We start from the raw sequence: 19,945 nt of genomic DNA, 5'->3' as shown, positions 1-19,945 counted from the left end.
GTAGCAGTCCGCATCTGAATCGGCCACGCACGCGACCGCAGTTTCGGCGGCTGCCGCCACGAAAAAGCCGCCCGGATCGCTCCGGGCGGCTTCGTCATGCCGCCCTCAGGCGACGCCGGTCACTCGGCGCTGCCGTCCAGTCCGCGACGCTCCAGCAGCGGTTCGATCCGCGGCTCGTGGCCGGCGAAATCGCGGAACAGCTGCAGTGCATCCTTGCTGCCGCCCTGCGACAGCAGGGTCGCGCGGAAGCGGTCGCCGTTGGCCCGGGTCAGGCCGCCGTGGCTCTTGATCCACTCGACCGTGTTCGCATCCAGCACCTCGGACCAGATGTAGGCGTAGTAGCCGGCCGCGTAGCCGCCCATGATGTGGCTGAAGTACGGCGTGCGGTAGCGCGGCGGCACCGGCGCGTAATCGGTGCCGTTGGCCTTCAGCGCGGCCGCCTCGAACGCCATCACGCCGCCGGCGTCGGGGATCTTGTCCGCGCCGAGCTGGTGCCAGCTCTGGTCGAGCATCGCCGCGCCCAGATACTCGGTGGTGGCAAAGCCCTGGTTGAACTTCGAGGTGGCCAGCACCTTGTCCAGCAGCGCCTTGGGCATCGGCGCGCCGGTCTGGTAGTGCCTGGCGTAGTTGGCCAGCACGCTGGGCCAGTCGGCCCACATCTCGTTCACCTGCGAGGGGAACTCGACGAAGTCGCGCGGCACGCTGGTACCGCTGAAGCGCGGGTACTTCACGTTGGAGAACATGCCGTGCAATGCGTGGCCGAACTCGTGGAACGCCGTGGTCACCTCGTCCCAGGTCAGCAGGGTCGGGCCGCTGGTCGGCTTGGTGATGTTGAGGTGGTTGGCCACCACCGGCAGGTTGCCGGTGAGCCCGGACTGGTCCACGTAGGAGTTCATCCAGGCACCGCCGCGCTTGGACGGGCGCGCGTACATGTCGGCCAGGAAGATCGCCAGCTGGCTGCCGTCTTCATTGTAGACGTCGTACACCAGCACGTCGGGGTTGTAGACCGGCAGGTCGGTGCGCTGCTTGAACTTGAGTCCGTAGAGCTGGCCGGCGGCGTAGAACACGCCGTTCTCCAGCACGTTCTTCATCTCGAAGTAGGGCTTGAGCTGGCTCTCGTCGAAATTGTATTTGTCGGCGCGGACCTTCTCCGTGTAGTAGGCCCAATCCCACGGCTGCAGCGCGAACGTGGGCTGGCCCTTCGCCGCCTGTTCCTTGTCGATCATCGCCTGCAACGCGACGCCTTCGCGCCTGGCGTTGGCGACTGCCGCCGGCGCCAGCTTGCCGAGCATGGCGTTGACCGCTTCCGGCGTTTTCGCGGTCTGGTCGGCCAGCACGTAGGCAGCCCAGGTCGGGTAGCCGAGCATGCCCGCCTTCTCCGCACGCAGCTTCATCACCTGCGACACGATCGCGGTGTTGTCGCACGCGTTGCCGCGGCTGCCGCGGGTAATCGAGGCCTTGTACAGGCGCTCGCGCAGCGCGCGGTTCTCCAACTGCGCCAGCGGCGGCTGGCCGGTGGTGTTGAGCAGGGCGATCACGTACTTGCCATCGAGCCCCTTCGCCTTGGCGGCGGCGGCCGCGGCGTCGATCTGGGCGTCGGTGAGGCCGGCCAGTTCGGCGCGGCTGTCCACCACCAGCGCCGAGTCGTTGACCTCGGCCAGCACGTTCTGGGTGAACTTGGTGCCGAGCCTGGCCAGCTCGCCGTTGATCTGCTTCAGGTGCGCCTTGTCGGCGTCGGACAGCCTGGCGCCGGCCCGCACGAAATCGGTGTGGTAGCGCTCGATCAGGCGCACGCCCTGCGCATCCAGGCCCAGGCTGGCGCGCGCGTCGTACAGCTTCTGGATGCGCGCGAAGAGCGCCGGGTCCAGCGTGATCGCGTCGCGGTGCGCGGCCAGCTTCGGCGCGTACTCGGCCTGCAGCTTCTTCAGCGCATCGTTGTTCTCGACCCCGGACAGGCTGAAGAACACGGTCGAGGTGCGCTGCAGCACGTCGCCGGATTTCTCCAGCGCGATGATGGTGTTGTCGAAGGTCGGCGCAGCGGGGTTGGCGCTGATCGCCGCCACTTCACGCAGCTGCTCGGCCATGCCGCGGTCGAACGCGGGCGCGTAGTCGCTGTCCTTGATCCTGTCGAACGCGGGGTAGTGCAGCGGCAGCGTGCTTTCGGCGAAGAACGGATTGGCGCGGACGTCGGCAGCCGCCGCGTGGGAGGCGTGTGCGCCTGCGTGCTGCTTGTCCGCCGCGGTGTCGGCATAGGCCGCCATGGAGCTGGTCAGCGCGATCGTCATCGCCAGGGAAAGGGTGGGCTTCATCAAGGTTCGCTCGACGTGGGGGAACCCCGATCCTACCCAAAGCCTGCGCCACGCACCCATGACTGAAGCCATGGGTGAACACCGCGAGATCCGCTACAACGGGTCCGCATGCGTGGCGAAGAAAGCCTGCAGGAACGCTTGCCGCGCCGCCCCGTGGTCGACCTCGGTACGGCAATGCGCCGCAATCACCTGGCGCAGCAGTCCGCCAGCGGATTCGCGCACCGCGGGCCAGGGCGGCAGGTCCGCGCCGTTGGGATCGCCGGTCTTGATGAACTGTGCAAAGTAGCCTTCCATCGTGGCGGCCGCGGCGCGGTCGGCAGCCGTCCACGCGTAGACCGGATTGCCCGCCAGGTTGCCCAGCGCGTACTCGATCTCGCCGCTGTGCACGGCGCCGGGATCGGGCGTTTCACCCGGCGCCGGCGCCAGCTTGGCCGGGCGCGGCTGGTCGAAATAATAGAAATACACCGGCGCGCCGCCGTGGCGGCGCTGCAGGTCCATCCAGCGCCAGGTGGTGTGCGCGATGAACATGTCGCCGGCCAGCGCGGTGGCGGAGGATTTCACCTGCGTCGCGTCGTCGCCGGGGTACAGCGCCAGTGCGTGTGCCGCCTGCGTGCCGAACAGCCGCTTCAGCGCTGCGCGGTAATTGGCCGGGGTCGGCGGCTGATCTTTCAGGATCGCGGTGTAATGGTCCTCCTGCGAATTGCTCCCCAGCAGCAGCGGCACCGGCGCCTGCCCGCCGCGGGCCATGGTGGCCGCGGGCGGCTCGCGCAGGAACCAGCCATCGAGATTCGCGTCGGCGTCGCCGTGCTGCTCGCGCGTGGCCTGCAGCAGGCGATCGGCCGGCAATGCACGCAGCGCGGTCAGCGAGTCGGCGCCGAGACGCTGCGCGAACGCCTCGCCGCGGCGCTCCATCGTCGCCAGCGGCACCGGCGCGATCGGCGCGATCAGGGCGCCGCTTTCGCCGATCGCGCGGGCAAACAGCCCGCGCGACAGCGGCGAGGTCATCAGCGCGCTCACCGCGATCGAACCGGCCGACTCGCCGGCGATCGTCACCTGCGCCGGGTCGCCGCCGAAAGCGGCGATGTTGTCGCGCACCCAGCGCAGCGCGGCGACCTGGTCGAGCAAGCCGTAGTTGCCCGCCGCGTGCTGCGGCGATTCGGCAGCGAGGGCCGGCGTGGCGAAGAAGCCGAATACGCCCAGGCGATAGTTCACCGTCACCGTGACGATGCCGCGGCTGGCCAGGCTGGCGCCGTCGTAGCGCGGCTCCGAGCCGTCGCCGGCAACGAACCCGCCGCCGAAGAAATACACCAGCACCGGCAGCCTGGCGGTCGCGCCTGCAGGCTTCCACACGTTGAGGTAGAGACAGTCCTCGCCCATCCCGGCGGAGCGGAACCGCATGTCGCCGAACAGCGGCAGCTGCATGCAGCGCGGGCCGAAGCGCGTCGCCTGGCGCACGCCGCTCCAGGCCGGAGCGGGTTGCGGCGGTTTCCAGCGCAGCGCACCGATCGGCGGCGCGGCGTACGGAATACCCTGGAACTCTTCCAGCGCCATGCCGTTCGCCGTCGCAAGCTTGCCTTCGATCCTGCCATCGGCCAGTGACACGCGAGGCGGAGGCAGCGGGGCGGCGGCGTGAGCCGCGAAGGCGGCGAGGCCGATCACCCCGGCGAGGATGCTGGCGAGCAGGCGCGCCTTCCGCGGCGCGGGTGATGCAGTCGGATCGAACATCGTGGCGGCCCGTGAATACCTGCCTTGCAGCCTAGGCGCCGGCCTGGTCGATGTCATCCCTGGGCGGGGCGCCTCAGACCTCGTCCGCGCCGCACACATCCATCGCAACCGGCTTGGCGCAATCGGCCTGCACGGCGACCGCGGGTGCGGCACGGCGCGCGCTGGCCTGCTGCGACGACGACGGGCTGGCGGCCAGCATTGCCCCCATCACCAGCACGCAGACGCTGGAGCAGGCAACGAACAGCATGGTCAGAAAGATGGATTCGAATTTCATGACGCGTTCTCCGATTGAACAGAAAGTCCCTGTGCTGTCCATGGAGCAATCGCCGTGCCAACCCGAAAATTTGTTCCAAGCTTTTGATTTACTTTATGTTTGATGTCGATTGCCGCTGCGGGCGGCTGTCCGCGGACAGCGTCGCCCGTGCGGCCGGACAACGGTTCAGCCCGCTGCGTCCGCGAGGTTGCACACGGGGGCACCGGCCAGTCACACTCCATTAACATACCGCTTAGTACATTATCCCCATGTCGTGAGACACGCTTCCCACCGTGCGGCGAGGCTCCCCCTCCTCCTCCGCACCCGACACAGATGGACCCCCAACCCGCAGACTCCCCTCTGCGGGTTTTTTTTCGTGCCTGTGCCGCTACTCGCCCGATGCGTACTTTTCGTGCAGCGCCACCGGCGCCACCGGGCGCTGCGTGCGCCGGCGGATCGCCAGGTTGATCAGCTCCACGAACACCGAGAACGCCATCGCCGCGTACACGTAGCCCTTCGGGATGTGCTGGCCGAAGCCGTCCGCCATCAGCACCAGGCCGATCATGATCAGGAAGCTCAACGCCAGCACCTTGACCGTGGGGTGGCGCTCGACGAACTCGCCCAGCGGCCTGGCGAACATCAGCATGAACACGATCGAGGCCAGGATCGCGGTGACCATCACCCAGCGCTGATCGACCATGCCCACCGCGGTGATGATCGAGTCCAGCGAGAACACGATGTCCAGCAGCATGATCTGCACGATCACGCCGCCGAAGGTGGCCGTCGCCGCGGCCGCGCCACCGGTGCTGACGTGCTCGGTGGCGCCCTCCAGCTTCTGGTGGATCTCGTGGGTCGCCTTGCCGATCAGGAACAGGCCGCCGCCGATCAGGATCAGGTCGCGCCACGAGAAAGCGTGGCCGAACAGCTCGAACAGCGGCGCGGTGAGTCCGACGATCCAGGCAATCGCCAGCAACAGGCCCAGCCGCGACACGGCCGCCAGCATGATGCCCAGGCGCCGCGCCTTGTCGCGTCGTTCCGGCGGCAGCTTGCCGGCCAGGATCGAGATGAAAATGATGTTGTCGATGCCCAGCACCAGCTCGAGCGCGGTCAGCGTGGCGAGGGCGATCCAGATTTCGGGGTTGGCCAGTTGTTCCATGGGTGGTCTCTATCGAAGGGGCGCCGGCCGGAAAGCATCCTGGCCCGCGGAAACGGCGAAGGCGCGCAAGCGCGCTTCACGATGGGTTCTGGACGCCAAAGGGCGGATTGATGCTCCGGTGAGGCTTTGGGGCCACGGCGGAAAGGCATCTTTGCAGGACGCACCTTCGCCGTGGGACGGCGAAGGTCTTGCTCGCAAATGGCTGTGCCATTTGCTGCTGCACCGGGGCGCAAGGCCCGTCATGACGGCGACAGCGATCGGGAGCTACTCCCCTTCAGTGGTCGATGCTAGCACAGCCTCGGCGCGTGACCACGCCGGGCGGTCGGCGTCAGCCGGCCGGATGCGCCAGCGCAAAGTCGATCGCTGCCACCACCGCCGCCACCTGGGCGTCGTTGCATTGCGCGGGCGTGGCGCGCGGGCTGTCGGGGTAGACCTCGGTGGTGGTCTTGAACGGCGCGGCGGTGATGCCGGCGCACAGGCCGAGCCGGCCGTAGTCGTATTCGATCACGCCATGCGCCACCACCGGCGAGCCGATGATGGTGCCGTCGGGGTCGGCCGGCGCGATATGGGTGACCTTGGCCACCGCGGCAATGATCGCCTGCTGGAACGCGGGCTGCGGCTGCGCGCTGTCGGCGCACAGGTAGAAGCCATCGGGAATCGTGCCGGGTTCGAACGGCTTGCCGTCGCGGGCCGCCAGGGCCGGGCGGAACTCGGCCTCGTCGCTGTCGGTGGTTTCGTGCAGATCGATGTGCATCAGCACGCGCTCGCGCAGCGGCGCCACCAGCGCCATCAGCGCAGCCGATTCCTGTGCCGGGCTGTGCGCATGGAACGAGCGGTTGGGATCGAGCGCAGCAGCATTCCAGCGCTGGATGCGTTCGTAGCCCCACGGGCTCACGCACGGCACCACCAGCAGGTTGGCCCGGCCGGCGAGGTCTGCCGCATGCTGCTCGGCGAATTGCAGCGCACCGTGCACGCCACTGGTTTCGTAGCCGTGGACGCCGCCGGTGACCAGCATTACCGGCAGTTCGTCGCGCCAGGATGCACTGCGCAGGGCGTACAGCGGATGGCGTGCGTCGGGATAGGCCAGCTCACCGTACGGTGCCACCGCCCAGTGCGCGCGCAGCGCGTCGATCCGGCGCAACACGTCATCCGCGTAGCTGCGCTGCACGCGCTGGCGCGAGCGCCATGCCTCGCGTTCGGCCTCGCCCCAGGACTGGAGCGCCGTGCCGACAGGATAGAAGCTGGACTGGTTCATCGTGGTTCCGTGCGTGGGCGACGGGAAGCCGGCGGCCGCGCCGCCGGTCCCGATGGCCTGGGGACGCTTACTTCGCGCCGCCGTTCGCGGCACCCTTGGCCGGCAGCGGTTCGAGGTTGAAGCTGATCGTGGTGAGCTTGGCGTCCAGACCCTGCACGACGTCGCTGGTCAGGTCGTTGCTGGTGTTGCCGCCGAGCACCGCGTCGCGGTTGAGCAACAGGCCGCACTGGTGCTTCTTGTAGCTGGCGGCAACCACCGGCTGCGCTTCCTGGCCGATCCGCTGCATCACCTTGGCGCGGGTGAGCTGGATGCGCTCGTTCTGCTCGCCGGCCTGCGACTGGAAGGTCTGCATGCGCTGCTGCAGCGCCGCGCTCTGCTGCTTGCGCTGGTCCTCGGTGAGCGAGGCGGCCTTTTGCTGGAAGGCCTGGATGTCCGCATCCAGCGGCTTGCGCTGGTTCGACAACTGGCTGTTCGCCTGCTCGGCCAACTGGCCCAGCCGCTCGCTGGCGGCCTTGCCGACCTTGGACTGCGCGAACACGGCCTCGCGCGAGAGCATGCACACGCCGGCCACCGCGTTGCCGCCGAGCTCGTCGGCGGCTTGCGCGCTCTGGGCGTGCGCCCCCTGGACGGGAACGACGGACAAACCGGTGGCGAGGGCGAGCGCGGCAGCGAGCGTGAGACGAGGCAGGTTCATGGTGGCGGTTCCGGATGAATTGAGGTCACGAGTTCAGCCGACCACATGCCGGCTGCGTGGTTCCCCAGCATAGCCGATCGCGCGCGCGTCGCGATTCAGCGCCCGTTCGGGGCACCCCGCGGCGGCGCCGCCACGCTCCGGTTGGCTGCACGCACCGCCCGCACGAAGCCGCCGAACGGAATGTCGGTGATGCCGACCAGGCCGATGTGGCTGTTCTCGCCGTCGAGCAGACGACCGGCGAGCGGCTGATCGGCGTACTCGAACCAGTGCGCGCCGACCACCAGCGGGTTCGTCGTGGCGGCGGCTAGATAGCGCGCGTAGGCCGCGCCGCGTGCGGCCTCGTCGGCCACCGGCACCACGCCCGCACCGAACGGGCCGCGCTCGTTCGATCCGAAATGGAATTCGCCGAGCAGCACCGGCCGATCCAGCGTCCGCATCAACGCCATGTCGACGTGATGCTGCGGCAGGTCGGCATAGGCGTTGAAGCTGACCACGTCGCAATACCGCGCGCAGGCGGCGACGGCCTCGGGCGTGTACACCGCGAAGCGTCCGCCCAGAAACAGGTGATGCGGATCGTGGCGGCGGAGCGCCGCGGCCACGATGCGGAAATAGGCGTCGGCGTAGCGGCGCAGCCAGTGGCTGTAGTCGCGGGCGAGTGCCGGATGCGCCTCGTTCGGCGCCGGCGCCGCATAGCCGGTGGCCTGCAGCGCATCCCATGAACGCAGCTCGATGCCCCAGGCTTCACCCAGCGCCTGCGGCGTGGCGTACTGCTGGCGCAGCATCGCGACGAAAGCCTGCTTGGCCGGGCTGCGCGCGTCGCCGGCGAGCGTGCCCCGCGCCAATCCCCAACGCCCTTGCGGCCCTTCGCCGGCCCACGCCAGTTCGTTGTCGGCGAAGTAGCCGAGCAGCCAGGGATCGTCGGTCACCCCCGCGCTGGCCTTCGTCACCGCCGCCTCGGTGGCGGCGGCAAAGCGCGGATCGAACGGATCGGGCATGCGGCCCCAGTAGTCGTAGCCGCTGGCGACGTCGGCATAGTCGCCGGCGATGTTGATCGAACGCGTATACGGCAGGCGATGCGCGGCACCCAGCGCGGCATCGCTCCAGTTGCCGAGGGTGTTGAAGCCCCAGGCCTGCAACCGATCCAGCGTGCGCTTGCGCCAGGCGGCCAGCCAGTCGCTGCCGTCGATCCGGTGGAGATTGGCTGCGTAGAAATCGAACCAGCGGCCGTGGTTGTACGCGATGCCCTGGCTGGCGCCCTCGCCCGGGCGCCGGCTGTCGCCGCGTCCGTAAAAGGCCGCCCATTCGCCGCGATCGGGCGGCAGGTCGTCGAACATGAACTCGCGACTCTCCACGTAGCTGCGCCCGCCGCCGGCGTTGACCGCATTGACGCCCAGCGAGAAGAACGCGTGGCCGTCGGGCGTCACCAGCCACCAGCGACCGCCCCGCTTTTGCACGTGGAACCAGCCCGTGCGATCCAGCGCCTGGCCTGGCTGTCCACCGTAGGCATCGGCGGCCGGGGCCGCGCTGCCCGCATCCGCGTGCACCGCCGCGCGCAAGGCGGCATCGGAGCCGATCTTCTCCGGCCACTGCGCGCGGGTGGATTGCCCGTAACGATCGACGATGCCGGCGTAGGCCGCGTGCACGGTCGGCTCACCCGGCCGCGTGCTGACGCCGCCGAGCAGCAGTGTCTGTTCCGCTTGCGGCGAGGGGATGCCGAGGCGGATGGCTTGCACGCGGCGCCGGTCCAGCGCGCCACGCACGGTGGTCGCCAGCAACACCTTGTGACCACCATCATCGAACGGCATTGGCGGGCCGACCTGCATGCCCTGCGCGCGCGGCGAGCCGGCGCGCAGCGGCACCACCAGCGTCTGCGCCGGTCCCGGCGGCAAGCCCACGCGCGCCTGCAGGCGCCGGCCGGCGCTGTCGATCTCCACATCGAGCGTGACCGCCCACGGCATCGCGTTCTGCACGCGCAGGTGCAGCTCGCCCTGGTCCGACCAGTCCCACGTCCCGCTGCGCGGCACGAGCACGATCGACGGCTGCGCCGCCGGTGCGAAGGTGTAGCGGCGCTGGGCCACGCCGTCGGCGGCATGCTCGACACCGCCTACCCGTCGCACCTGCTCCAGCTGGAGGGTGCCGACGACCTCGCGGCGCGCCGCATCCATGCCCGCGGCATGGCCGGCGCCCAGCAGGGCCAGGCCGAAGCAAGCCATCCACACACGCACGTTCATCGGCGTCCCCGCCGGCAGCAACCCGCCGCCAGCCTACGCCAGCGGATGCCGGCGCACCCAGCGCTGCCAGCCGTAGTACACCGGCACGCCCAGCGCGATGATGATCAGGCTCATGCCGGCATCGCGCGGCGCGTGGATCGCGCTGGCGACGATCACGCCGAACACGGTGACGACGAAGATCAGCGGCAGCAACGGGTAGAACGGCACCCGGTACGGCGCCGGCTCGTCGATGAAATGCTTGCGGTACCAGAACAGCGTGCCGATGCCGAACACGTGGCCCAGCCACTCGCCGACCGTGGTGTAGTTGAGCAGCTGGCCGAAGGTGCCGGACAGCGCCAGCACCACCGCCCACGCCCCGAGCACGGCCAGCGCCACCTGCGGTGCACGGGTGCGCGGGTCGACCCGCCCCGCGGCATGGAAGAACACCCCGTCGGCACCCATCGTCTGCAGCACGCGCGCACCACCGGCCACCGCGATCGCGCAATAACCGAAGGTGGAGCAGGCGATGCCGACCGCGATCACGGTGGCGCCGCGCTCGCCGAACAGGCGGCGCAGCAGGTCCGCCGCCGGCGCGTCGCTGGCGGCGAGGCCGGCATGCCCCAGGCCGGAGAGATAGGCGCAGTTGGCCAGCAGGTAGCAGATCACCACGCCGGTCATGCCCATGCCCAACGCGCGCGGCAGAGTGCGCTGCGGATTGCGCACCTCCCCGGCCAGGTCGTTGAGGTAGTGGAATCCGCCATAGGAAAACAGCACCGGCAGCAGCGCACCGGCGAACGCCCACGGCGAGGCTGGCGTGGCCGGCTGGCCGATCAGCGCCACGCCCAGGTGTTCGTGCGCCAGCACCAGGCCGGTGATCACCAGCAGCGCGATCGCCAGCAGCTTGAGCACGGTGAACACGTTCTGCAGCCAGGCGCCGGCGCGAATGCCGAACAGGTTGATGCCCACGATGAACACGATCGCGCCCACCGCCACCGGCTTCACGTAACCCTGCCCGCCAAGCCCCAGCGCGCTGCACAGGTATTCGGCGAACATCGTCGCCACTGCCGCCACGCTGCCGGGATAGTTGATCAGCGCCATCGTCCAGCCGAACAGGAACGCCGGCATCAGGCCGAACGCCTCGCGCAGGTAGACGTAGATGCCGCCCGCCTGCGGCCGCCGCGCACCCAGTTCGGCGTAGCACAGCACGCCGGCCAGGGTCAGTCCGCCGCCGATCGCCCACAGGATCAGCAGTTCGACGCCCGATGACGTATGCCGCGCCACCGTCGACGGGGTGAGGAAAATGCCCGCACCGATGACGCCGCCGATGACGATCATCGCGGCGTCCCAGGTGTTCAGGCGGCGGGCGTAGGCATTGGCGGGTTCGGTCAGCACGCCGGCTACCTTGCCATTGTCGGGGACGCTTTCACCAGTCCCGTCTGGCACGGGACCGCGCGCAACGCCGGCCAGCGCTGCTAGATTGCGCCGATGCCGTTGCCCGATCACCCCGCCCGACTCGCCCTCGCCACCTGTGCCGCGCGCCCCTGGATCGACCCGGACGACGCGCACCTCGCCGCCACGCTGGCGCAACTCGGCATACCGCCGACGGTGTGCGTGTGGAACGACGCGCAGGTCGACTGGTCGGCATTCGACCTGGTGCTGATCCGCACGATCTGGGACTACCACAAGCACCCCGCGGCGTTCGGGCAATGGCTGGATCGCCTCGACCGGCTCGGCGTCGCCACGTTGAACGACAGCCGCCTGCTGCGCTGGAACAGCGACAAGCGCTACCTGTTCGAACTCGCGCGCCTGGGCGTGGCGACCATCCCGACCCGGCTGGCGCACGGCGGCGAACTGGCGCGCGTGCTGGCGTCGATGCCCGGCGCGTCGGTGGTGGTCAAGCCGACGATCAGCGGCGGCGCGTGGCAGACCCTGCGTGGCGAGGTCGGCGACGATGCGTTCGCCGCGGCCGTGGCGCAGTTGCCGACGGCACTGGATTACCTGGTGCAGCCGTACCTTTCCGAAATCGCCGGCGCCGGCGAGTGGTCGCTGCTGTATTTCGGCGGCGAGTACAGCCACGCCGTCATCAAGCGCCCCGCCGCGGGCGACTACCGCGTGCAGGACGAACACGGCGGCCGCAGCGAACCGGCAGTGCCCGATGCCGCGACGCGCGCCGCGGCCGGGCGCGCCCTGGCCGCGCTCGCTGTCGCGGGCCACGACGTGCCGGCGTATGCGCGGGTGGATGGCGTGGTCAGCGGCGGGCGTTTCGTGCTGATGGAACTGGAGCTGATCGAACCGTCGCTGTTCCTCGCCGGGCAACCGCAGGCGGCCGAGCGCTTCGCGCACCTGCTGGCCAACCATCCTGCGCTTCGGCGTGCCGCGCTATCTTCGCCCAGCCATTGAGGCCAACCACCGGAAACCTTGCTGCATGACCGTCAACGATCCGTCCACCGAGTCCGTGCAGGAAGCCGATGCGCTGCCTCGCCACACCACGCCGACCTGGGAGGTCGAACTGCTGATCTCCGGCGTGGCGGTATTCGCCATGCTGCAGCTGCCGGGCTGGCTGGACGATCGCATGTATGCGCTGGTTCCGCGCTTCAACGAAGCCACGGTGGCGGCGCTCATCACCGTGTTCGTCTACCTGAAATCGGCGGCGCTGATTCTGGCGATCACCTTCACCCTGCACCTGATCCTGCGCGCGCAGTGGATCGCCCTGGTCGGTCTGCACTCGGTGTTCCCCGAAGGCGTGCATTGGGAACGCCTGCGCATGGGCCCGGTGCGACGCGCCCTGGAACAGCAGCGCCTGGCGCCGGCCGGCATCGGCATCGAGCGCGCGGACAATCGCGCCACCGTGGTATTCGCGCTGGGCGTGATGCTGGGCATCCTGCTGCTGGTGATCTGTCTCGTCGCCAGCGTCGTGTTCGGCGTCACCGGAACGCTGCAGCGGGTGTTCGACCTCCGCGTCGACCTGTTCGACTTCGTGCTCCCCGTCTTTGCCGCAGTGATGCTTCCGTTCCTGGTGGCGCACCTGATCGATCGCCGGTTCGGCAGCCGGCTGGCGCCGACAGGCCGGCTGCGGCGCGTTCTGGGGGCGACCTTGCGGTTCTACGCGCGAATCGGCGTCGGCCGCACCCAGTACGTCTGGTTGCTGGTCTCCAGCCGCATCGGCGAAGTCCGCTTCGTGCTGCTCGTCTGGCTGATCGTCGCGCCCACGGCGATCTTCGGGGCGCTGACCCTGCTGCCTTCGGGCTCTCCCTACCGATTGGGCGAGTACGCGGCCTTCCCGTACCTTGCCAACGGCAGCCATGCGATCAATGCCGCCTACTACGACGACCAGCGCGACCTGATCCGCGACCCCGCCGTGCCCTACATCCAGAGCGCCGTCATCGACTCGCCGTATCTCCGGCTGGTCGTGCCCTACCAGCCCGGCCGCGACGCTGCGGCCCTGCGGCGGCAGTGCGCGGCGGCGCTCGACATGACAGAAGCGCAGGCCCGCGCCGAACACACGCTCGACTGCCTGGGCAAGCTGCACGCGGTGACCCTGGACGGCAAGCCCGTGGCCGGCCTGCGCTACGAAACCGGCAGCGACGCGCGGGCACGACGGCCGGCGCTGGTGGCGATGATCGACGTGCGCCCGCTCGCGCCCGGCCGCCACGAACTGCGGGTGGCCAACGCGCCACCCGCGCCCGGCCGCAAGCCGGAACGCGACCCGATCGACGAGTACGTGATCCCGTTCTGGCGCTGAACGCCCGGGCGAGGCTGCGTACAATGCCAAGGCCCCCAGCACGCCAGGCCGCGCTCCTCAGATGTCCGCCCCGCGGAAAATCCTGCACATCGACATGGATGCGTTCTACGCCTCGGTGGAGCAGCGCGATGATCCCGCGTTGCGCGGCAAGCCGGTGGCGGTGGCCTGGCGCGGCGCGCGCTCGGTGGTGTGCGCGGCCAGCTACGAGGCGCGCGTGTTCGGTGTGCGCTCGGCGATGCCGGCGATCAGCGCCGAACGCCTGTGTCCGCAGCTGGTGTTCGTGCCGCCGGACTTCGTGCGCTACAAGGCGGTGTCGCGACAGATCCGCGAGATCTTCGCCCGCCACACCGACCTGATCGAGCCGCTGTCGCTGGACGAGGCCTACCTCGACGTCACCACCACGAAAACCGCGCTGCCCTCGGCCACCGCCACCGCCGAGGCGATCCGCACGGCGATCCGTGCAGAGACCGCACTGACCGCCTCCGCCGGCGTGGCGCCGAACAAGTTCCTGGCCAAGATCGCCTCGGACTGGAACAAGCCCGACGGCCTGTGCGTGATCCGCCCGCGCCAGGTGCTGGACTTCCTCACGCCGCTGCCGGTGGGTCGCCTGCCCGGCGTGGGCAAGGTGATGGAGGGCAAGCTCGCCGCGCTGGGCATCGCCACCGTGGGGGAGTTGCGCGCGCTCGCCGTCGCCACGCTCGAGTTGCGTTTCGGGCGTTGGGGCCGGCGCCTGCACGAGTTGGCCCACGGCATCGACGAGCATCCCGTGCAGCCGGAGCGACCCACGCTGCAGATCTCCGCCGAGGACACCTTCGAGCACGACTTGCCGCTGGACGAGCTGGAGCCGCACATTCGCCGCCTGGCCGACAAGGCGTGGAGCGGCTATCAGCGCGAACGCGAACGGGTCGCCCGCACCGTCGTGCTGAAACTGAAAACGGCCGACTTCCACACCCTGACCCGCAGCCTCACACCGCCGCAGCGGCCACGTTCGGCACGCGAGCTGGGCGAGATCGCCTGCACGTTGCGCGAGCGCGTGGAACGCCCGACGACCACGCGCTATCGGCTGGTCGGCGTGGGGCTCGCCGGTTTCGTCGACCGCGACAGCTACCAGGCACAGACGGACCTGTTCGACACCGCCACGTCCTCACCCGCACGCGGGAGCGGTTAACGGGATCGCGGGGGTTGCGCCTAGGAGAACGCGATGCTGGCGATCGCGCCGTTGGCGTCGGTACGCGGGCGCATCGCGACATCCCAGCCATACAGTTCGCACAGGCGGCGCACGATCGCCAGGCCCAGGCCGGCGCCGCTGCCGCCGGCGCCCTCGCCGCGCACGCCGCGCTGGAACAAGCGCTCGGCTTCCTCCGGCTTGATCCCCGGGCCGGTGTCGATCACCTCGACGCCGCCATCGCCGACCACCACCTGCACGCTGCCCTCCAGCGTGTACTTGATCGCGTTGCCGATCAGGTTGGTCAGCGCCACCGCCAGCACCGAGGCCGGCGCGTTGACGCTGACCGCGCCGCGCACGTCCAGCTCGATCGTCAGCGGCTTGCCGCGCATCTGCGGGCGCTGGCTCTCGATCACGTCGGCGGCGACCTTGCCGACGTCGGTGGTCTCGCCGCGGGTGGGGCCGCGCCGCTCGGCGCGCGACAGCAGCAGCAGCGCCTCGATCAGCTCGGTGGCCTGGCGCGAGGCGCGCTCGATCCGCTTGAGCCGTTCGGCCAGCTTGGGCGTGAGGTCGGGCGAACCCTGCAGCAGCTCGGTGGTGCTGGCGATCACCGCCAGCGGCGTGCGCAGTTCATGGCTGACGTCGGAGTTGAACTCGCGGTCGCGCTCGACCATCGCGGTGAGCCGCGCCGAATACTCGTCCAGCGCATGCGCCAGCTCGCCCACCTCGTCGTCGGCGAAATGCGGCGCCAGCGGCTCGGCCTTGCCGGCCCTGCGGAAATCGCGCAGGCGATTGGCCAGTTCGCTGACCGGCTTGAGCACCTTGCGCGACAGCCACACGCCGATCGCCAGCGAGAGCACGCTGAACAGGAACACCACGAGCACCAGCGCGGTGATGAGTTGACGCTTGCCCAGTTCCTCGCGACTCACGTCGTAGCGCACGAAACCTATGATGCCGTCCTTGCGCCGCACCGCCAGCTTGTAGTGCCGGGGGCGACCCTGTTCGTCCACGTCGTTCATGTCGTAGACACCGGTGGAAAGCCCCTGCCAATCCAGCGGTGCCTTGTAGATGGTGCGGTCACTCCACAACCAGGCGTCGATCAGTTCGGAGCTGGCCTGCTGGTCGGGGTGCGCGATCACCTTGTCGACCGCCTGGTCCACGTCGTGCTGCAGCGCCGACACCACCAGTTGATCCTCCACCTTGGCGCGCACGTACAGCGAGGCCACGGCAAACAACGCGCTGAGGCCGAAGCCGAACAGCGCGAAGGAGACGATCAAGCGGTAACGAAGCTTACGCCTGGACTGCATCCGGCTCGACCATGCGGTAGCCAATGCCGTGCCGCGTGTGGATCAGCGGCTTGCCGAACGGCTTGTCGATCGCCGCGCGCAGGCCGTGGATGTGCACGCGCAGGGAGTCGGAATCGGGCAACTCCTCGCCCCACACGCGCTGCTCCAGGTCCTGCCGGGTGACCACCGACGGGCTCGCTTCCATCAGCGCCTGCAACAGCTTCAGGCCGATCGGGTTCAACTGGATCGACTTGCCCTCGCGATTCACGGTGAGCGTGTCGAGGTTGAAGGTAAGGTCGGCCACCTTCAGCACGCGGCTCTGCGGGCCCTTGCCGCGGCGCGCCAGCACCTCCAGCCGCGCAGCCAGCTCCTGCAGCGCGAACGGCTTGGTCATGTAGTCGTCGGCGCCGGACTCGAAGCCGGTGAGCTTCTGTTCCAGCGCATCGCGCGCGGTGAGCATCAGGATCGGGGTCTGCTTGTGCGCCTCGTGGCGCAGCTTGCGCGCCACCTCCAGGCCATCCATGCCGGGCAGGGTCAGATCCAGCACGATCACGTCGAAATCGTGCACCACCGCCAGGTGCAGCCCGGTCACGCCGTCGCCGGCGAAATCGACCACGTTGCCGCGGTCCTCCAGGTAATCGCCGATGTTGGTGGCGATGTCGCTGTTGTCTTCTATCACCAATACGCGCATGTGCCACTCCTGCACAACCGGCGCCGGGCCGGTGGGATTGCCAGCTTAACAAGCTTGCGTGAACGCGGCGCTGAAAGATGGCGATTTTCAATCTCTCGGCCATGGCGAGGACACGGCCAGAGCATGGCGAGGGCATGGCGAGGGCATGGATGCCCGAGTTGAGGCAATGCATGGCGCAATTGCCCGACGCCCGAGTTGAGGCAATGCATGGAGCAATTGCCCGATGCCCGAGTTGAGGCAATGCCGGAGCAGTGGCCCGATGGCCGCACGCGGATCGGGCACACCCGTGCCTGGTTCGCGTGAGCAAGTCCGGGCTCGTACCGGGCTTGCGACAGAAGAAAGCCACGGGAAGTGGCCTTCTTCCCGGGGTCTCCAAGAAAAAGGCCCAGATGCACGACTCGCCGTCGCCCACCTGGACCCAAACAACTGCCCCGCTACCATCACCTGCCATCCATCACGGGCTCACCCGCCGACAGACAACGCGGAACTTATAGCGAGACTCAGGTTAGATGCCGGTTAACCACCTGGCCGGCAGGCCACGCGTCACTCCGTTACCCGGTTTCAGCGCTCTGCCGATGACGAGAACAGGGGGCGCCGCCGCGCTTCCCTCGTGGCAGACCGGAAGGGCGGGCGAAATCCTTCGGGGCACGCGGGCGCCACATGACGGGGACCGACCAGGCTATCGGGAGACGGCGCCGGGAGCGACTTTGTCGGGCGTGGTTTCATTGTCCGGCCAACGGCAAATATGCGTGCCCGTGGGAATCTGGCACACCGACTTGGCCTGGATATTCTCCGTGGCAGCCGCCTGCCCGTCTTGGCGGCCGGCGCTCGCGCTCTTGAGCGTAAACGAGAGAATCTGTCGATAGCGGGTCGACGCCACCCCCGCCGGCACGGCATATTTCCAGGAGCGCATGGCGTCCAGGGCAGCCTGGTCGAATACCCCAACCGGGACCGAGCTGACCAGGCGCAAATCGCGCACGCCGCCGTCCCTGCCCAAGGCGAACTCCACCACGACCCGGCCCTCGATGCCATCGCTGAGCGCGCGCCGGGGATAGACCGGCTGACGGACCCGCACCGGGGTCGGCGTAACCACGGTGGCCGCTGGGTCGGCGATGGCCTCCATCGGCCTCATCGCCAGCACGTCAAACGCGTCCGACCTGAGATTGACCAGCGAAACCGCTGCCGGCCGGCCCAAATCGACAGGCCTGGCGAACGCCATGGCACCGGGAGCATCAGCGGTGACCTTTGCCTCGACCAGCCGGATCGCCCCTGACGGGATCTGCAGAAGATTGGGCACCTGCCACGTCGAAGGGGGACTCATCAGAGGCAGGGCGGCAGGCATCACCAGTTCGTGCAACTGCCTGATCGCGACATTCATGCCGCCGTTCATTTGAGCCTGGATCCATTGCAAGCGCACGGTCAGCATGGCCATCGCCGCACAGAGCACCAGCGCCACCGTATATCCGCCCTTGCGCAAGCGGCCAACCTGCTGCTGCGGCAACACCATCAGTTGCACGCGATCCAGCAACACGCCCCCATTGGCCGCCAGCACCAGGCTCTTCTGCCGCATACGCAGGTCACCGAGTTCGGCCAGCACCGCAACAAACTCCCGACGACTGCCACCGCCCAGGGCCAGAGCCAACCGGTCGCAACAGATCTCGCGCTCGTTGTTGACGTCCCGCGATATCCACCGCACCACAGGATGATAGAAATGCACAGTTTCCAGCACGACCTGGAACAGGTTGGCCAGCGGATCCCAACGGCGCAAATGGGCCAGTTCGTGAGCCAGGATCAACTCGACCTGGGACGCGGGAAAGCCGCACACGACGGCCATGGGCAGGAGGATCACCGGGCGAATCCAGCCGATCAGCACCGGCGAACTGATGATGCGGCTGCCCAGTACCGTGATGCGCCGATGCAGGGCGAAACGCCCGGCCATGTCGGCAATCCGTTGCTGCCATTGCGGCAACTGCTCGGCCTCGCGCACCAGCATCTTCAACGCACGCCACTGCATGCAGGCGCGGACCGAATGCAGCAGCACTCCGATCGACCAGGCCAGCACCAGCCACGGCAGCAAGACATCGAATCCCGAAACCGCATGCCCGGCGCCGCCAGCGACCGGTTCACCGACGACCAACGACATGGCGGGCGCTTGACCCGCCGCGGACGTCAAGGACACGGTGTCCAGCAATTGCCACATCGTGACCAATGGACACGCGGCCAGCGCGAACAGAATCCCCATCCCGAAGCGATAGCGTGCCGTGCCACGCGGAAGGATCGATCTCACGGAAAAATACACCAGGCCAAGCAAGGTGCCTTGCCACAGGAAATGCACCAGAGTCCATCCAATCACCCGGATCAGCGTGAACCAGATCATGTGCGTGGCCATCACGGCGATTCCCTGTCGAGCTGGTTCAGCAGCTTGCGGATCGCATCCAGTTCCTCGCGGCTGGTTGGCTGGCTGCCCAGGGCCTGCAATACCAGCTGCGAGGACGAGCCGTCGAATACCCGTTGCACCAAATCCATCAAGAGGTATTTCTGTGTGCGCTTCTTGCTGGCCACTGCACGGTATATGTGGGCGCGCTGCGAGTCGTCCCGCTCCACCAGCCCCTTGGCGTGCATGAGCTGAAGCAGCTTCAGCACCGTCGTGTAACCGGTACGATCGCCCAGGCGCAATACGTCATGAACCTCACGAACCGTGCAGGCATCGCGCGCCCACAAGACGTTCAGGATTTCCATCTCGGCCTTGGTCGGCTTCCGCATGTCCTCGGCAATTTTTTTCATCTGAATGCATGCTCCACACGGGGTCGTGGTGAGACAGGCAGCCGCTGATCCGCGTGGGAGGCCAGCTGACATCTCCGTCGAAACTGGTCTCGGGGACCGGCCGTTGACGGATGCCTCAGCCGCCGCCGCCTCTCGTTTCCTGAACTCGCCTCATATCGTTCAACATTCGGTTCGTGTCCCGTTGCGACCGCATGATGTCGCCGTAAGTGCGGCAGCTGGTCCGGGGGATGTTTGATCCCACCGGCGCAACGTGCTCGCACACCAAGCGCTTGTTGTCGCGCTTCGTAAGCGTTGCATTCACGAACTCCTGATCGTTGAACAGCCGGACCTTCGCCTTCTCGTCCATCTGGGCGACCGTGCCGTATTTGTCGAATATCCCCTGCATATCGTTGAAGTGCTGATCGATGCTGGCACGCTCACTCGCGCTGACATGCTCATATTGGCCGCCTGGCTGCATCTGTTGATGTATCGCGGCAACCACCGCCACGAAGTCATCCCTGGTTTCCGCCTTCACGATCACCTTTGTCTTGGAGGCTTGCACGATACCAACCTGCATAAGCGCAACAGCAACGATGATGCCGATCATCCAACCGTTCAGCTTCATGTCTTTCTCTCCCCAATCAAGCCGCATCCCATGGTGGGTTGCCCGTCGCGAGATCGCCCTGTCCGGGATCA

The 19,945-nt window shown here is 68.2% G+C and carries 16 protein-coding genes; 3 read left to right on the top strand and 13 right to left on the bottom strand.

What is annotated here, in order from left to right; genetic code table 11:
• Positions 1-119: 119 nt before the first annotated feature.
• The 8 genes from ACVCMB_RS14385 to ACVCMB_RS14350 all read right to left on the bottom strand — a co-directional run bounded on the left by ACVCMB_RS14385 (position 120) and on the right by ACVCMB_RS14350 (position 10,994).
• Positions 120-2,309, bottom strand: coding sequence for a M3 family metallopeptidase (locus ACVCMB_RS14385; RefSeq protein WP_447105469.1), 2,190 nt, complete (start codon positions 2,307-2,309; stop codon positions 120-122).
• A 93-nt stretch (positions 2,310-2,402) separates the two neighbouring features.
• Positions 2,403-4,034: a carboxylesterase/lipase family protein gene (locus ACVCMB_RS14380; RefSeq protein WP_447105468.1), complete on the bottom strand. Its 1,632-nt coding sequence runs from the start codon at positions 4,032-4,034 to the stop codon at positions 2,403-2,405.
• A 73-nt stretch (positions 4,035-4,107) separates the two neighbouring features.
• Entirely contained in the window at positions 4,108-4,308 is a 201-nt protein-coding gene (locus ACVCMB_RS14375; RefSeq protein WP_395116088.1) for a hypothetical protein, read from the bottom strand.
• A gap of 367 nt (positions 4,309-4,675) precedes the next feature.
• Positions 4,676-5,443, bottom strand: a complete 768-nt coding sequence (locus tag ACVCMB_RS14370) for a TerC family protein (protein WP_447105467.1) — start codon at positions 5,441-5,443, stop codon at positions 4,676-4,678.
• Positions 5,444-5,771: 328 nt separating this feature from the next.
• Positions 5,772-6,698: a M14 family metallopeptidase gene (locus ACVCMB_RS14365; protein WP_447105466.1), complete on the bottom strand. Its 927-nt coding sequence runs from the start codon at positions 6,696-6,698 to the stop codon at positions 5,772-5,774.
• A 67-nt stretch (positions 6,699-6,765) separates the two neighbouring features.
• Entirely contained in the window at positions 6,766-7,392 is a 627-nt protein-coding gene (locus ACVCMB_RS14360) for an OmpH family outer membrane protein (protein WP_447105465.1), read from the bottom strand.
• Between the two features lie 95 nt (positions 7,393-7,487).
• A complete protein-coding gene (locus tag ACVCMB_RS14355; RefSeq protein ID WP_447105464.1) occupies positions 7,488-9,623 on the bottom strand; it encodes a beta-galactosidase in 2,136 nt (711 codons plus the stop codon).
• Positions 9,624-9,656: 33 nt separating this feature from the next.
• Positions 9,657-10,994 carry an APC family permease gene (locus ACVCMB_RS14350; protein WP_447105463.1) on the bottom strand — a complete coding sequence of 446 codons (1,338 nt, stop codon included), beginning with the start codon at positions 10,992-10,994 and terminating at the stop codon, positions 9,657-9,659.
• Positions 10,995-11,087: 93 nt separating this feature from the next.
• Here ACVCMB_RS14350 and ACVCMB_RS14345 point away from each other — a divergent pair, with 93 nt between their 5' ends.
• The 3 genes from ACVCMB_RS14345 (at position 11,088) to dinB (ending at position 14,512) form a co-directional block, all read left to right on the top strand.
• Complete coding sequence (locus ACVCMB_RS14345; RefSeq protein WP_447105462.1) at positions 11,088-12,002, top strand: ATP-grasp domain-containing protein; 915 nt, start codon at positions 11,088-11,090, stop codon at positions 12,000-12,002.
• A 25-nt stretch (positions 12,003-12,027) separates the two neighbouring features.
• On the top strand, positions 12,028-13,344 hold the full coding sequence (locus ACVCMB_RS14340; RefSeq protein ID WP_447105461.1) for a hypothetical protein: 1,317 nt from the start codon (positions 12,028-12,030) through the stop codon (positions 13,342-13,344).
• Positions 13,345-13,405: 61 nt separating this feature from the next.
• Positions 13,406-14,512, top strand: a complete 1,107-nt coding sequence (gene dinB, locus ACVCMB_RS14335) for a DNA polymerase IV (RefSeq protein ID WP_447105460.1) — start codon at positions 13,406-13,408, stop codon at positions 14,510-14,512.
• A 20-nt stretch (positions 14,513-14,532) separates the two neighbouring features.
• Here the strand turns inward: dinB and ACVCMB_RS14330 are convergent, their stop codons facing one another.
• The 5 genes from ACVCMB_RS14330 to ACVCMB_RS14310 form a co-directional block, all read right to left on the bottom strand.
• Positions 14,533-15,816 (bottom strand): sensor histidine kinase, encoded by a 1,284-nt coding sequence (locus ACVCMB_RS14330; RefSeq protein ID WP_395116069.1) that lies wholly within the window; start codon positions 15,814-15,816, stop codon positions 14,533-14,535.
• Complete coding sequence (locus ACVCMB_RS14325) at positions 15,800-16,486, bottom strand: response regulator transcription factor (protein WP_395116067.1); 687 nt, start codon at positions 16,484-16,486, stop codon at positions 15,800-15,802. The genes ACVCMB_RS14330 and ACVCMB_RS14325 overlap by 17 nt, the downstream gene beginning before the upstream one ends.
• Positions 16,487-17,165: 679 nt before the next feature.
• Positions 17,166-18,875 carry a TonB family protein gene (locus tag ACVCMB_RS14320; protein ID WP_447105459.1) on the bottom strand — a complete coding sequence of 570 codons (1,710 nt, stop codon included), beginning with the start codon at positions 18,873-18,875 and terminating at the stop codon, positions 17,166-17,168.
• The gene (locus ACVCMB_RS14315; RefSeq protein WP_447105458.1) at positions 18,875-19,270 is read right to left on the bottom strand and encodes a BlaI/MecI/CopY family transcriptional regulator; all 396 of its coding nucleotides are present in this window, start codon (positions 19,268-19,270) and stop codon (positions 18,875-18,877) included. Before ACVCMB_RS14315 ends, ACVCMB_RS14320 begins: the two co-directional genes overlap by 1 nt.
• 115 nt (positions 19,271-19,385) lie before the next feature.
• Positions 19,386-19,874, bottom strand: coding sequence for a hypothetical protein (locus ACVCMB_RS14310; RefSeq protein ID WP_447105457.1), 489 nt, complete (start codon positions 19,872-19,874; stop codon positions 19,386-19,388).
• Positions 19,875-19,945 lie beyond the last annotated feature (71 nt).

The sequence above is a fragment of the Rhodanobacter sp. UC4443_H10 genome, from assembly GCF_052978325.1.
The sequence above is the reverse complement of the archived record's forward strand: the minus strand, read 5'-3'. Positions and strand labels throughout refer to the sequence as shown.

What these genes read in the sequence shown, in the direction of transcription:
- ACVCMB_RS14365 (WP_447105466.1), bottom strand. Translation starts at nt 6,698, where the DNA reads ATGAACCAGTCCAGCTTCTATCCTGTCGGCACGGCGCTCCAGTCCTGG.
- ACVCMB_RS14355 (WP_447105464.1), bottom strand. Translation starts at nt 9,623, where the DNA reads ATGAACGTGCGTGTGTGGATGGCTTGCTTCGGCCTGGCCCTGCTGGGC.
- ACVCMB_RS14325 (WP_395116067.1), bottom strand. Translation starts at nt 16,486, where the DNA reads ATGCGCGTATTGGTGATAGAAGACAACAGCGACATCGCCACCAACATC.
- ACVCMB_RS14330 (WP_395116069.1), bottom strand. Translation starts at nt 15,816, where the DNA reads ATGCAGTCCAGGCGTAAGCTTCGTTACCGCTTGATCGTCTCCTTCGCG.
- ACVCMB_RS14385 (WP_447105469.1), bottom strand. Translation starts at nt 2,309, where the DNA reads ATGAAGCCCACCCTTTCCCTGGCGATGACGATCGCGCTGACCAGCTCC.
- ACVCMB_RS14380 (WP_447105468.1), bottom strand. Translation starts at nt 4,034, where the DNA reads ATGTTCGATCCGACTGCATCACCCGCGCCGCGGAAGGCGCGCCTGCTC.
- ACVCMB_RS14340 (WP_447105461.1), top strand. Translation starts at nt 12,028, where the DNA reads ATGACCGTCAACGATCCGTCCACCGAGTCCGTGCAGGAAGCCGATGCG.
- ACVCMB_RS14370 (WP_447105467.1), bottom strand. Translation starts at nt 5,443, where the DNA reads ATGGAACAACTGGCCAACCCCGAAATCTGGATCGCCCTCGCCACGCTG.
- ACVCMB_RS14345 (WP_447105462.1), top strand. Translation starts at nt 11,088, where the DNA reads ATGCCGTTGCCCGATCACCCCGCCCGACTCGCCCTCGCCACCTGTGCC.
- ACVCMB_RS14375 (WP_395116088.1), bottom strand. Translation starts at nt 4,308, where the DNA reads ATGAAATTCGAATCCATCTTTCTGACCATGCTGTTCGTTGCCTGCTCC.
- ACVCMB_RS14360 (WP_447105465.1), bottom strand. Translation starts at nt 7,392, where the DNA reads ATGAACCTGCCTCGTCTCACGCTCGCTGCCGCGCTCGCCCTCGCCACC.
- dinB (WP_447105460.1), top strand. Translation starts at nt 13,406, where the DNA reads ATGTCCGCCCCGCGGAAAATCCTGCACATCGACATGGATGCGTTCTAC.
- ACVCMB_RS14310 (WP_447105457.1), bottom strand. Translation starts at nt 19,874, where the DNA reads ATGAAGCTGAACGGTTGGATGATCGGCATCATCGTTGCTGTTGCGCTT.
- ACVCMB_RS14315 (WP_447105458.1), bottom strand. Translation starts at nt 19,270, where the DNA reads ATGAAAAAAATTGCCGAGGACATGCGGAAGCCGACCAAGGCCGAGATG.
- ACVCMB_RS14320 (WP_447105459.1), bottom strand. Translation starts at nt 18,875, where the DNA reads ATGGCCACGCACATGATCTGGTTCACGCTGATCCGGGTGATTGGATGG.